Raw genomic sequence first — 13,578 nt, 5'->3', positions numbered from 1 at the left:
GGTTGTACGGGGAGGAGCGAGCGGCGACGTCAGAGCAGCCGCCACAGATGGTCGGCCGTTCCGTTGTCGTCGTACTGGACGACATGGGCGCTGTCGGCCGTGGCCATCCCGTCCACGCCGAGCACCTTGTCCGAGTTCCGGTTACGGATGCGGTACCAGCCGCCTCCGTCCGGGACGAGCTGCCAGAGGTGGTCGGCGGTGTCGTTGTCGTCGAACTGCACGACGTGCGCGCTGTTCGCGGTGGACATCAGGTCGACGCCCAGCACCTTGCCGGAGTGCCGGTTGCGGATCCGGTACCAGCCGTCGCCGTTGGCCACCAGCCGCCAGAGGTGGTCCGCCGTTCCCGTGTCGCCGAACTGCACGACGTGGGCGCTGTTGGCGGTGGACATGCCGTCCACGCCGAGCACCTTGCCGGAGTGCCGGTTGGCGAACCGGTACCAGCGGTCCGCGAGCCACGGTTCCGCTTCCGGTGCGGCCGTCGGGAACGAGGTGATCCGCAGACGGGCCGCGCCCATCGGGACGAGCGTGACCTCCTCGACCGGTTCGGTGGAGCGCGCAGGGCTCGGCCGGAGCGGCGCGACCACGCGCTCGTCGTCCGCCGTCCACTCCGGGATACGGCGGGCGCGGGCGGTCATGGTGAGCGGGGTTCCGGTGTGGGTGAACGGGTTGTCGCCGGGGGCTCGGCCCGTGGAGTGGTGGCGGAGGTCGGCGGTGGGGCGCGCGGGATCGAGGACGAGGCCGTAGTTCCACGGGCTCGTGGCGTGGACCGCGTACTCCGGGAACGTGGTGCTGCCGCCGATCCGCTCGTACCGCTCACCGATCCGGAGCGAGTACGTGAGCGGCCCGTGGTCCACGCTGACCGAGCCGTGGTTCGCCGGCCAGGTGCGTACGGTGGTGCGCTGCGGCAGCCGCAGAGTGACCCGGTCGCCGCTCGACCAGGTGCGGTCGATCCGGGTGAAGGCGGGCCCGGCGGGAGCGGAGATCCGCAGGCCGTTGACCCGTATGTCCGGGTCCTCGCACCACGCCGGGACGCGGAGGACGAGCGGGAAGCGCAGGGGTTTCGGTGCGGTGAGAAAGAGCGTGACCGTGTCCGTGAACGGGTAGCCGGTCTCCTCGGTGAACGTCACCTCCGTGCCGTCGGCGACCTTCGCCGTCACCTGGCTCGGCGCGTACATCGCCGCCGCGAGCCCGCCGTCCGGCGTGGCGAGCCACAGCTCCTCGGTGAAGTACGGCCAGCCCATACCGTAGTTGTGCGGGCAGCAGCGGTACTGGTCCACGCCCGGCAGATACGCCAGCATCGCGAACGGGTTCTGGAACTGGCGGTCGCGCTTGGGCTCGTTGTCCAGGTCCACGCTGTTGGCGCAGGTGATGTAGTGGACCGCCTTGCCCGACGGATCGAGCGACGCCGGCAGCGAGTTGAACGCCAGCTCCTCGCAGCGGTCCGCCCACAGCGGGTCTCCGGTGATCCGGGTGAGCAGCTGGTGGCTGGCCATGAATTCGACGATTCCGCAGGTCTCGAAGCCCTGGCGCGGATCGCCGTGGCCGGGCCGCGCGTTCTCGTCGCCGGCGAAACCGCCGCCGGGGAACTGGCCGTAGGCGTCCATGGCCTTGGCGTACGTGCCGTAGGTGTTACGGGTGTCGGTCGCCGAGCCGCTGCGCAGCGCGAACTGGGCCGGTTCGCGGAAGCCTTGAGCGATGTTGACGTTGTGCGGATTGACCAGATTGTTGCCCCAATCGGCCCCGTACCGATGGATCTTGTCGACGAGGTCCATGAGGAACGCGTCACCGGTGCGGTTGTAGAGCCACATGACGCTGTCCAGGCCGTCGCCCCAACGCAGAGCGATCCAGCTGGTGTTGAAGGCTCCGGGGTCCTGGGCGTTCATGTAGCGGAAGAAGCGGCTGAGGAACGGGACGATCCTGGTGTCGCCGCTGTACTCCTGCCAGGAGCGCAGCGCCTGGATCAGCGGCAGGAACGGCCAGAAGTCCGGGCCGCCGTTGAGCGAGGTCCGCAGCGCCTTCGGGCCGAAGAAGCCGTCGCTCCGGCCGGTGGCGAGGATCGCGTCCAGCCAGCGGCGGGTGGTGGCGAGCGCGGTGGCGTCGCCGGTGACGATCGCGAGGTCGGCGTATCCGCGTAGCCAGTACGGGACTTCCTCCCAGCCGCCGCGGTCGGGACGGACCCAGCCGGTGGCCGTGAAGTCGAGAAAGTGCGAGAACTCCTCGTACCGGCCGCACAGGCCCTCCAGTTGGAGCCCGAGCTGACCGGCCAGCCAGCCGCGTGCCTTCACCTTGCCCGGTGGCAGTTTGAGGAAGGCGGTGGGGTGGAGGGGTGCGGCGTTGGGGGAGTAGTGGCCGCCGGGCGCGGCCGGCACCTGGTGGCGGACGGGCGTCGCGGCGGTGGCCCACCGGCTGGACGCGCCGGTGGCGACGGCGGTGGCCACGGCGGTGGTGATGAGCTGCCTGCGGTTCAGCGGCATGGGTACGGCTCCTGCTCTGAGCCGGGTCCGCCTGAGCTGCGACCGGCTCGGTGGGGGTGGTGGCCGCGCGCGATACGGATGCGCGGGCCCGGTGCAGGGCGTGGTGCGGGACGCCGTGGTGCGCGAACCTGGTGCGGAGGCCGCCCGGCCGGGGGAGCGGCGGGGCGGCCGTTCGTGGGCATGCCGACGGCCGCCGTCGCGCGGGCGGCCCGGCGTACGGCATCCGTTCTTGCAACGTTGGAAATACGGCATCCGGCGGTATGACAGCACGACGCCGGGCGGCTGTCCAGAGGGTGCGCAGGAGCCGTTGCCGTACGGTGCGTCGCTTCCCGTACGGGTGCTCCGCCGGGTGGCCGACACATTTTGGAAACGCATCGACTCCGCTCTTGCCGCCCGTGCCGCACCGCATATATAACGTTGTAAACCGAGCCACCGACAGCCCAGCAGGTTCTCGCGACCGGTGTTCCCGCACGTCGGAGCAGGGCCGTGAGGAGTGCAGTGGCACCCGCCGCCGCGCGGCCGATGCCTCGTCCCGCCCTGCCCGACCGCACGCCGCCGCGCGTGCCGTCAACCCGCCAAGGAGCGTTCCGCGCATGATGATCCAGCGTCGACCCCGTACCCTCGCCGTGGCCTGCCTCCTCGCCGCCACCGCCACGCTGGCCGCCGCCGGCTGCGCCAAGTCGGAGACCTCGAACACCGCGGGCGGCGACAGCAGCCAGGGCGCCCAGGAAGCCAAGTCCCCCGACTCCACCTCCGGTTCGGGCTGCTCGCTGGAGACCTACGGCGCGCCGAAGCTGGACCTGAAGGACGCCGTCGTCGGCTTCTCCCAGTCGGAGAAGGAGGCCAACCCGTTCCGGATCGCCGAGACCCAGTCCATCAAGGACGAGGCGAAGAAGATCGGCGTCAAGAAGCTCCTCACCACCAACGCCCAGTCCCAGCTCTCCAAGCAGATCAGCGACATCCAGGACATGCTGTCGCAGGGCGCGCAGTTCCTCATCGTCGCGCCGCTCAACTCCGACGGTCTGGAGCCCGCGTTGAAGGCGGCAGCGGCCAAGAAGGTGCCGGTCCTCACCATCGACCGCAAGGTCAACTCCACCGCCTGCAAGGACTATGTGGCCTTCCTCGGCTCCGACTTCGTGGAGCAGGGCAAGCGCGCCGCCGACGCGATGATCAAGGTGACCGGCGGCAAGGGCAAGGTCGCGATCCTGCTCGGCGCCTCCGGCAACAACGTCACCACCGACCGCACCAAGGGCTTCGTCGACCAGGTCAAGGCCGAGGCGCCGGGCCTGGAGATCGTGGCCCAGCAGACCGGCGAGTTCGCCCGCGACAAGGGCCAGCAGGTCATGGAGCAGCTCATCCAGTCCAAGCCCGACATCACCGCCGTCTACGCGGAGAACGACGAGATGGGCCTCGGCGCGCTCACCGCGATCAAGGCCGCCGGCAAGAAGCCCGGCAAGGACGTCAAGATCGTCTCGGTCGACGGCACCCGCAACGCCGTCCAGGCCCTGGTCAACGGCGAGTACAACGCGGTCATCGAGTCCAACCCGCGCTTCGGCCCGCTGGCCTTCGCCACCGCGCAGAAGTTCTACGCCGGTGAGGAGATCCCGGAGAACGTGATCATCACCGACCGCGAGTACGACGAGGCCAACGCCAAGGAGTCGCTCGGCGGAGCCTACTGACCCCGACCGGACGCCCAGGGCGTGTCCGGCGGATCAGAGCCGGGTCCACGACGGCTGGCCCGGTACCTCGCGGCGTTGCCGAAACGCCCGAATCGCTCCGCGATGAGGACGTTCCAGCGCCTTGCGATGCACCGCACCGGACGCCGCGGCCCATCCGGTCCTGATCCGCCGGACACGCCCTGGCCGCCGCGACGCCCCGCGCGCTCACGGCGGCCCGGCCCCGTTCCCGTACCACCGGAAGGCCGCCATCCCTGGCCTCCCGTAACACCGGAAGTAACACCGGAAGGCCAGGATCCATGGCACCCACCGAAGCGACACCCCGGCACGCGGAGACCGCCGTCGCGGAACCCGTGCTCGAAGCCCGCTCGGTCAGCAAGCGGTTCCCGGGAGTCGTCGCTCTCGACGACGTCTCCTTCTCGCTGCGCGCCGGCGAGACCCACGCGCTCGTCGGCGAGAACGGGGCCGGCAAGTCCACCCTCATCAAGGTGCTGACCGGCGTCTACCAGAGCGACGACGGCGAGGTACGGGTCGCGGGCGCGCCCGTCCGCTTCGCCCGGCCGTTCGAGGCGCAGCAGGCCGGGATCTCCACCATCTACCAGGAGGTGAACCTCGTCCCGCTGATGAGCGTGGCGCGCAACATCTTCCTGGGCCGCGAGCCGAAGAACCGTTTCGGCCTCATCGACTTCGCGCGGATGAACCGCGAGACCACCGAACTCCTCGACGGCTTCGGCGTCCGCGTCGACCCGAAACGCCCGCTGCACACCCTCGGCATCGGCACCCAGCAGATGGTGGCCCTCGCCCGCGCCGTCTCCGTACAGGCGCAGGTCGTCATCATGGACGAACCCACCTCATCGCTGGAGCCCCGCGAGGTCGAGACCCTCTTCCGGGTCATCGAGAACCTGCGCGGCCAGGGCATCGCCGTCCTCTACGTCAGCCACCGCATGGACGAGCTCTACCGCATCTGCGACCGGGTCACCGTCCTGCGCGACGGCCGCCACATCCACACCGGCGACCTCGCCGAACTGGACCGGATGCGGCTCGTCTCGATGATGCTCGGCCGCGACCTGGCCGAGGTGCGCCGCGAGGGCCTCACCAGCTTCGACGCCGCCGGCCACGACGTGGCCCGGACGCCCGTCCTCACTGCCACCGGCCTCGACCGCCGCCATCAACTGCACGACATATCACTCCAGTTGTACGGAGGTGAGGTATTGGGACTCGGCGGGCTGCTGGGCTCCGGGCGCAGCGAGACCGCCAAGGCGCTGACCGGCGCGCTGCCGCTGGACGGCGGCGAGATCACCGTCGACGGCAAGCGCATCGGCCGGCCCACTCCGGCCGCCGCCATCCGCGCCGGCATCAGCATGCTCCCCGAGGACCGCAAGGCCGAAGGCATCATCCCGCAGCTCTCCGTCCGCGAGAACATCGTGCTCGCCGCCATGCCCCGGCTCTCCCGGGCCGGGATCGTCTCGCGCGAGAAGCAGGACCGGATCGTCGACATCTTCATGGAGCGGCTGCGGATCAAGGCCTCCAGCCCCGAACAGAAGGTCGGCGAGCTTTCCGGCGGCAACCAGCAGAAGGTGCTCCTCGCCCGCTGGCTCTGCCTGGAACCCAAGGTGCTGCTCCTGGACGAGCCGACGCGCGGCATCGACGTCGGCGCCAAGGCCGAGGTGCAGAGCCTCATCGACGACCTCGCCCGCGAAGGCCTGGCCGTCCTGCTGATCTCCTCCGACATCGAGGAGCTGATCGAGGGCGCGGACCGCATCGTCGTCCTGCGCGGCGGCGCGGTCGCCGGTGAGCTCGCCGGCGACGAGGTGGAGGAGAGCCGCCTGCTCGAAGTGCTCGCCGACCACACGCCCGACGGTACGGACCCCGCCTCCGCCGACCGCACGCCAGGTGCCGTACCGGCGAAGGACAGCTCCGCCGACCACACGCCCGAAACCGGCCGGAAGGCCCCGGCGGCCGGCCAGGAGGACCCCCGATGACCACCCAGGCCACCCTGCCACGCCCCGCGAAGCCGCCGGCCCGGCTGCGCGACCCCGCCTGGTACCAGGAGTACGGCGTGTACGCGGCCGTCGCCGTCGTCCTGCTCTTCAACGCCCTGTTCACCGAGCACTTCATGACGGCCGACAACCTGCGCACCCAGCTCGTCCAGGTCGCCCCCATCGTGATCGTCGCGCTCGGTATGGCCCTGGTCATCGGCACCGAGGGCATCGACCTCTCCGTCGGCTCCACGATGGCGCTCGCCGCCGCTCTCCTGCCGCTCTACCTCGGTTACGGCCTGGTGCCCGCGCTCCTGATCGCGCTGCTGGCCGGAGCGGTCGTCGGCGCGATCAACGGGACGCTCGTCTCACTCGTCGGGCTGCAACCCATCGTGGCGACCCTCGCCCTGTTCGTCGGCGGCCGAGGACTCGCGCTGGTGATGGCGGACGGTCAGCTCAAGCAGATCGTCAACCCGGACATCCTGGCGCTCGGCACCGGCTCCTTCCTCGGCATCCCGCTCGTCGTGCTCATCGCGGGCGTGCTCGCGCTGGCCGTCGCGTTCCTGGTGCAGCGCACCACCTTCGGCCGCCAGATCGTCGCCATCGGCGGCAACCGACCGGCCGCCGCCCTGTCCGGACTGCCCGTCAAACGCGTCCTGATCGGCGTCTACATCCTCTGCGGCACGATAGCCGCGCTCGCCGGAATCCTCGCCACCGCCCGGCTCACCGCCAGCGACCCGTCCTCGCTCGGCACGCTCATGGAGCTCTCCGCCATCACGGCCGTCGTCGTCGGCGGCACGCCGCTGAACGGCGGTTCCATCCGGGTGCTCGGCACCGTCGCGGGCGCTCTGCTGATGCAGCTGCTGCGCGCCACCCTCGTCAAGCACGACCTGCCCGACTCCACCGCACAGATCGCCCAGGCGGCCATCATCATCGCCGCCGTCTACGTCGCCCGGGAGCGTCGGTCCCGATGAAGAACACCACCTCCGCCGCCCCGGCTCCTCAGGTGCCGGCGCCGCTCAAGAACGCCCCGACCCGCCCCGAACCGCGCTCCGAGCGCTCCACCGGCTCCCGCATCGGTGAACTCGTCCAGCGACAAGGCGTCCTCGCGGTCCTGCTGACCGTGATCCTCATCGCCTCGTTCGTCTATCCGACCTTCGCCAGCGTCGACAACGCGCGCGGCGTCACCGTCCAGGCCTCGTTCCTCGCGATCGTCGCGCTCGGCATGACGCTGGTCATCATCACCGGCGGCATCGACCTCTCCGTCGGCTCCGTCTTCGCCCTCGGCGGTGTCCTGGCGGCCTGGGCCTCGCAGTGGGGCTTCCTCGCCGCGCTGCTCGTCCCGCTCGTGGTCTGCGGTGTGATCGGCCTGGTCAACGGCCTGCTCATCGCCCGCGCGAACATGGCGCCCTTCATCGTCACGCTCGCCACGCTCCTCGCGGCGCGCGGCATGCTCCTCGCCTTCACCGACGAGGGCGCCACCACCTACCTGGTCCCGAAGGACTCCGCCTTCGCCGAACTCGGCCAAGGCAGCGTCTGGGGCTTCGGCCATCCGATCCTCATCGCGCTCGTCCTCTTCGGCGCCGGCGGACTGCTGCTCCAGCGGACTTCGTTCGGCCAGACCCTGTTCGCCGTCGGCGGCAGCAGCGACGCGGCCACGCTGATGGGCCTGCCCGTCGCCCGTACGAAGATCCTCGTCTACACGCTCAGCGGACTGCTCGCCGGACTCGCCGGAGCGCTGAACGCCGCCCGCCTCTCCTCCGGCGTCACCATCGTCGGCGTCGGCATGGAGCTGGACGCGATCTCCGCCGTCGTCATCGGCGGCACGCTCCTCATCGGCGGCGCCGGATCGATCAGCGGCACGCTCTGGGGCGTCCTGCTGCTCGCCGTGATCCAGAACCTCATCAACCAGATCGGCTCGCTCAACTCCTCGTACCAGTCGGTGGTCAGTGGCGGCTTCCTTATCGTTGTCGTGGTGGCGCAGCGTTACCTCGCGCGCAGCCGGAGAACCACCTGAACCGGACGGGACCGTACGGACCGGGTCAGCGACGAGTAAACCGAGTAACAAGGAGTGCCGTGGGCGTCAGCCTCAAGGACGTAGCTCAACGGGCGGGCGTGTCCATCAAGACCGTGTCGAACGTGGTCAACAACTACCAGCACGTCACCCCGAAGATGCGCGCCAAGGTGCAGCAGGCCATCGACGAGCTGGGCTACCGGCCGAACCTCACCGCGCGCCATCTGCGCAAGGGCCGCACCGGCATCATCGCGCTGGCCGTGCCCGAGTTCGGCAACCCGTACTTCGCGGAGCTGGCCGGTGAGGTCGTCGACGCCGCCGCCCGGCACGACTACACCGTCCTGGTCGACCACACCGGCGGCCTGCGCGAGAAGGAGCTGCTGGTCAGCCAGGGGTTCCGGTCCCATGTCATCGACGGGCTCATCCTCAGCCCGATCCACCTGGAGACCGAGGACCTGATGGCCCGGACGGAGACGGCACCGCTGGTGCTGCTCGGCGAGCGGGAGTACGAGGCACCGTACGACCACATCGCCATCGACAACGTGGCCGCCGCCCGCGAGGCCGTCGCCCACCTCATCGGCCTCGGCCACCGCCGGATCGCCTTCCTCGGCTCCCGTACCGGCCAGGAACGCCAGCCCGCCCACCTCCGGCTGCGCGGCTGGCGCGAGGAGCTGGCCGCCTCCGGCATCGCACCCGACGAGTCCCTCGTCGTCGTCACCGACGGGTACGGGAGGGAGGACGGCGCGGCCGCCATGGCCTCGCTCCTGGACCGCGGCGAGCGGCCCGACGCCGTGTTCGCGTACAACGACATGATCGCCATCGGCGCCATGCGCACCATCACCGAGCGCGGCCTGACCATCCCGGGCGACATCGCCGTCGTCGGCTTCGACGACATCGAGGAGAGCCGGTACGGCGCCACCACCCTCACCACCATCGCCCCGGACAAGGCGGCCATCGCCCGGCTCGCCGTCGACAGCCTCGTCGAACGCCTCGCCGGCACCCCGGTCGCCGAACCCCGGCGCCCCCGCCCCGGCTACCGCCTCGTCCTCCGCGAATCCACCGGCCCCCGTGAGGCCCCCGGCCCCTCCTGAGGCCCTTCTCCCAAGGAACCCCCCATGCCCACCGTGCACCGCACATCCTTCGGCCACGCCCACGGGCGGACGGAGGTCGACCTCTGGACCCTCGAATCGGGCACCGGCGTACGGGCCGAGATCCTCACCTACGGCGGCATCCTGCACAGCCTCACCGTGCCGGACACCGCCGGAAACCCGGGCCCGGTCGTCCGCTCGCTGCCCGCACTCGACGACTACACCGACAAGAACCCGTACTTCGGAGCGATCGTCGGCCGGTACGCCAACCGCATCGCCCACGGCCGCTTCACCCTCGACGGCACCACGCACCACATCCCCGCCAACGACCGGGGCCACGCCCTGCACGGCGGCCCGGACGGCTTCCACACCCGGATCTGGCAGGCGGAGGGCGACCGTACCGACTCCGCCGCCGTCCTCCGCCTCACCCTGCACAGCCCCGACGGCGACATGGGCTTCCCCGGAGCGCTCGACATCACCGCCACCTACACGCTGGACACCGCCGGAACCCTGGCCCTGGAGTACACGGCCGTCACCGACCGCCCCACCGTCGTCAACCTCACGCACCACGCCTACCTCAACCTCGGCGCCGACGACATCCTCGGCCACACCCTCCACCTCGACGCCGACCACTACCTCCCGGTCGACGCCGACTCCATCCCCGAAGGCTCTCCGGCCCCGGTGACCGGCACCCCGTTCGACCTCACCGACCCACAGCCGCTACGGGACCAGCTCGCCCGCTCGCACCCCCAACTCGCCCTGGCCGGAGGCTTCGACCACTGCTGGGTACTGCGCGACCAGGAAACCGCGACCCTCCGCCGCGCCGCCCGCCTCAGCGCACCCGACGACCTCCGGACGCTGGAGCTCTGGACCACCGAACCGGGCGTGCAGGTCTACTCCGCCAACCAGCTCGACGGCGCCTTCACCGACGGCACGGGCCGCCGCCACGAACGCCACGGCTCGCTCTGCCTGGAGACCCAGCACCTGCCCGACTCACCCAACCGCCCCGCCTATCCCAGCACGGTGCTGCGCCCCGGCGAAATCCTGCGCAGCCGCACCGAATGGCGCTTTCCGCACCTGGACTCATAAAAGGAGTCGCGGACTTTGAAGGCCCCCTGCCCGGGTCCATGAACTCCAGCAACCGCTGCCGGGGTTGACCCGAGGTAAAGGGACGCTGGAGTCCGCGTTTGACGGCCACCGGCCGGTGGCCGGCCCGGTTCCGGAGCGGCCGCGCACCGACCACGACCCGCTGCACCGCAAAAAGTGTCTGCTGCGCACGGTGCGGCGGGTCGCGGGATGATGCGCCTACTTCAGGTACGGGCCGGCCGTGCCGATCTTCCCCGGTGCGGCGTTCTTCCCGCCGAGGTCCAGGACGTACACGCGGAGGTTCCCCTTGCCCGGCGCCGGAACCGTGAGCATGCCGCCGCTCACGACCTTGGTGTCACCCGTCACGGCGTCCTTGTACGTGCCGTTCGGGATGCCGGTGTACGTGGCGCTTGTGGAGACCGTCACCAGCGCGAAGCTGTCGGTGCCGCTCGCCGCGTCGGTGTAGCGCCGCTTGTACGCCATGGAACCGCTGATGCCCTCCGTGGAGTACTGGCCCATCTGGAGCGCCGGCACCGCGCGCCGGATCTCGTTGAGCCGCTGGAGGTGCCGGGCCAGCGGCGCGGCCAGCGTCTTCGCGACCTTGCCGGTGGCCGAGGACACCTTGCCGAAGCCGGACGCCGTCACCTCACCGGCCAGATGGTCCCCGAAGTAGGCACGTCCGGTCGAGGCCAGCGGGCAGCGCGGCCCGCAGTCGATCTGCCGGCCCTTCTGGAACTCGATCTCGGAGCCGTAGTAGAGCGTCGGGATGCCTCGGAACGTCCACATCAGCGCCATGTTCTCGGCCCACGCGTCCGTGCCGCCGGTGTACCGCTCGCCGCTCTTGTTGGGCCCGTAGTCGTGGCTGTCGACGTAGACCACGTTGTAGGTGGCGTCGTGGTAACTGTCGTCGGAGTCCTTGCCGTTGTGGAAGGCGTTGTCCGCGTCACCGAAGTTCATGTGCATCCGCATGTCGATGACGTTCATCCCGGAGAACCGGCTGCGGTCCGGTGCGTGATAGGCGTTGCCCTTGAGGAAGGCGTTGTCGGAGACCGGCTGAGCCGCTGTTCCTCGCTGCTGCTCGTAGTCGTACATCTCCAGAGCGGCCTTCTCGTCGTCCGCGCTGTACTCCTTGCGCTCCTTCCACGTGAAGAACTGTGCGGAGTGGTTGACCGAACCGCGGTTCCACTTGTCGTTGACGAAGGCGGCCACCTCGCCGAAGACGAAGAAGTTCTTCGCCGCCCCGGCGCCGAATCGCGCCGTGACCCGTTCCTGGATCGCGGGCAGGAAGCGGCGGTTCCAGGTGGTGCGCGGGATGTGCACCGCCGTGTCGAGCCGGAAGCCGTCGACGCCCATGTCGATGTACTTGTTGTAGGCGCCGATCAGATAGTTCTGGACCTGGGCGTTCTCGGTGTTGAAGTCGGCGAGGTCGTCGTGCAGCCAGCAGGAGCGGGAGTCCTCACCTTCCCAGTTGCCGATCCAGCAGTTGTGGTAGAGCGCCTTCGGGAACATGCCAGAAGTGGGGCTCGGCCACTGGCAGTTGTAGATCCGGTAGCCCTCCGGTGAGGTGTGCCCGGTAGGCGTGCCCCAGCCGACGCAGGTGTTGCCGGTCGGCTCGGCCGTGGACCACAGATCGCCGTTGTAGTACGACTTCCCGGACTTCGGCTCGACGGTGAGCCCGTCGTACGCGAAGCCGTCGTTCCTCTCGTCGTAGTACCAGCTCCACTGCGTGTCGCGGACGCCGTACGCCTTCGGCGTGAACAGGCCCTTCGCGCCCCAGCGTGAGGAGTGGTTGTGGATGACGTCCTGGTAGATCTTCATGCCCTTGGCGTGCGCCGCGTTGATGAGGTCCTGGTAGGAGGCGCCGGCCGACTCCAGGCGCGGATCGACCTTGTAGAAGTCGTAGCCGTGGTAGCCGTGGTAGTCGTAGTCCGAGCGGTTGAGGACGACCGGTGTGATCCAGATCGCGGAGAAGCCGAGCCCCTTGATGTAGTCGAGCTTCTGCACCAGACCCTTGAAGTCCCCACGGAACATGGGGTCGTTGTTGGCCGCGTTGCCGGACTTCTCGTGCTGGCTGCCGCCTCGGTTGTTCGTCGTGTCGCCGTCGTTGAAGCGAGCGGTGAGCACGAAGTAGATCGGGTCCTTGCGCGGATCGGTGCCCAGCGGAGCGCCGGTCGCCGGAACCGTGGGCTTCTCGCCGGTGGTGGCGGTGGCCGGTGCGGAGTCGGCCGATACGTTCTGGGCGGCGTCGACGGCCCGGACGGTGTAGCGGTAGGCGGTCCTGGCCTCAAGTCCGGTGTCGGCGAAGACGGTGGAGCCGGCATCGGTGACGAAGGTGCCCTTCGTGCCGCCCGTCCGCGTCACCTGATACTTCGTCACCGTTCGGTCGTCGGTGGCCGGTTCCCAGGTCACCAGGACGGACACGCCGTCGGCCGCGGCCTTCACGTCTCCGGGCACGGAAGGTGGATCGGTGTCCGGTTCCTCGGCGGCGCACGGATCCTTGGCCGTGGCGGTCACCTCGCGGTCCTTCACCGTGGTGAGCCCGGCCGTGAGGGTGTAGTCGCCGCCGTTGTTGTTGTCCCAGACTCCGTTGCCGTTGTTGAACGCGGCCTGGAGCCCGGTGGCGCTGCCCAGGTCCACAGTCCGCCGCACCCAGCCGGTGCAGGCCGCCTCCATGCCGACACCGGGAACCGTCGTCCAGGCTCCGCCGTGCGGGCGGTAGTGCAGGTTGACGGTGGACCAGCCGACGGTGGAGGTCGCGTAGTAGACGGATGCGGTGTCGGGCCCGCCGGGATCCGGCACCTCCGGGCCCGTACCCGTACACGGGTCGCTGTGCGCCACGACCCCGTCCTTGACGGTGATGTTCCCGGTGCCCAGGTCGTAGTTCTTGCCCGCGTTGTTGTCCCAGGTGCCCGAGCCGTCGGTGAAGGTGGCCTTCAGTCCGCTCGCACCGCCCGAGGGAACCGTCAGCTTGACCCAGTCGGTGCAGGCGGAGGTCATACGGGTGCCGGGCACGGTGGTCCAGGAGCCGCCGTCGGGGGCGTAATGCAGGTGGTACGCCGACCAGTTGCGGGTCTTCGTGGAGTAGAAGACGGTCGCCGTGGTGTCGGCGGCGGCCGTAGCGGCGACGGGTGCGGTGGCCGGAGCGGGGGTCGGTGGGGGAGCGGCTTCCGGTACGGCGGTGAGGAGTCCCAGCAGTCCGGCTGCCACCACGGCGGCGGCGAGCGGGCGGCCGGACAACCGGCGGGAGGTGCGTCTCATACG

At 70.0% G+C, this 13,578-nt stretch carries 8 protein-coding genes and 1 pseudogene; 7 read left to right on the top strand and 2 right to left on the bottom strand.

Annotated elements, in window-relative coordinates; all coding sequences use genetic code 11:
* Positions 1 to 29 precede the first annotated feature (29 nt).
* Positions 30 to 2,474, bottom strand: a complete 2,445-nt coding sequence (locus ABZ267_RS09605; protein WP_356752065.1) for an RICIN domain-containing protein — start codon at positions 2,472 to 2,474, stop codon at positions 30 to 32.
* Positions 2,475 to 3,067: 593 nt separating this feature from the next.
* On the opposite strand from ABZ267_RS09605, the gene ABZ267_RS09600 reads away from it, so the two are divergent.
* From ABZ267_RS09600 to ABZ267_RS09570, 7 genes and pseudogenes are all read left to right on the top strand, one after another.
* Positions 3,068 to 4,153 (top strand): ABC transporter substrate-binding protein, encoded by a 1,086-nt coding sequence (locus ABZ267_RS09600; protein ID WP_356752063.1) that lies wholly within the window; start codon positions 3,068 to 3,070, stop codon positions 4,151 to 4,153.
* Positions 4,154 to 4,449: 296 nt separating this feature from the next.
* Positions 4,450 to 6,132 (top strand): sugar ABC transporter ATP-binding protein, encoded by a 1,683-nt coding sequence (locus tag ABZ267_RS09595; protein ID WP_356752061.1) that lies wholly within the window; start codon positions 4,450 to 4,452, stop codon positions 6,130 to 6,132.
* Positions 6,129 to 7,103 carry an ABC transporter permease gene (locus ABZ267_RS09590; protein WP_356752059.1) on the top strand — a complete coding sequence of 325 codons (975 nt, stop codon included), beginning with the start codon at positions 6,129 to 6,131 and terminating at the stop codon, positions 7,101 to 7,103. The genes ABZ267_RS09595 and ABZ267_RS09590 overlap by 4 nt, the downstream gene beginning before the upstream one ends.
* A complete protein-coding gene (locus ABZ267_RS09585; protein WP_356752057.1) occupies positions 7,100 to 8,146 on the top strand; it encodes an ABC transporter permease in 1,047 nt (348 codons plus the stop codon). Before ABZ267_RS09590 ends, ABZ267_RS09585 begins: the two co-directional genes overlap by 4 nt.
* Before the next feature lie 59 nt (positions 8,147 to 8,205).
* Complete coding sequence (locus tag ABZ267_RS09580) at positions 8,206 to 9,234, top strand: LacI family DNA-binding transcriptional regulator (protein WP_356752055.1); 1,029 nt, start codon at positions 8,206 to 8,208, stop codon at positions 9,232 to 9,234.
* A 24-nt stretch (positions 9,235 to 9,258) separates the two neighbouring features.
* A complete protein-coding gene (locus ABZ267_RS09575) occupies positions 9,259 to 10,320 on the top strand; it encodes an aldose epimerase family protein (protein WP_356752053.1) in 1,062 nt (353 codons plus the stop codon).
* A 22-nt stretch (positions 10,321 to 10,342) separates the two neighbouring features.
* Positions 10,343 to 10,531 (top strand): annotated as a pseudogene (locus ABZ267_RS09570) (hypothetical protein); the annotation flags it as partial.
* A 5-nt stretch (positions 10,532 to 10,536) separates the two neighbouring features.
* On the opposite strand, the gene ABZ267_RS09565 reads toward ABZ267_RS09570, so the two are convergent.
* Positions 10,537 to 13,575: a carbohydrate binding domain-containing protein gene (locus ABZ267_RS09565; RefSeq protein ID WP_356752051.1), complete on the bottom strand. Its 3,039-nt coding sequence runs from the start codon at positions 13,573 to 13,575 to the stop codon at positions 10,537 to 10,539.
* Positions 13,576 to 13,578 lie beyond the last annotated feature (3 nt).

Origin of the sequence: Streptomyces sp. NPDC006174, assembly GCF_040614075.1 — a bacterium.
Lineage (GTDB): Bacteria > Actinomycetota > Actinomycetes > Streptomycetales > Streptomycetaceae > Streptomyces.
The sequence above is the reverse complement of the archived record's forward strand: the minus strand, read 5'-3'. Positions and strand labels throughout refer to the sequence as shown.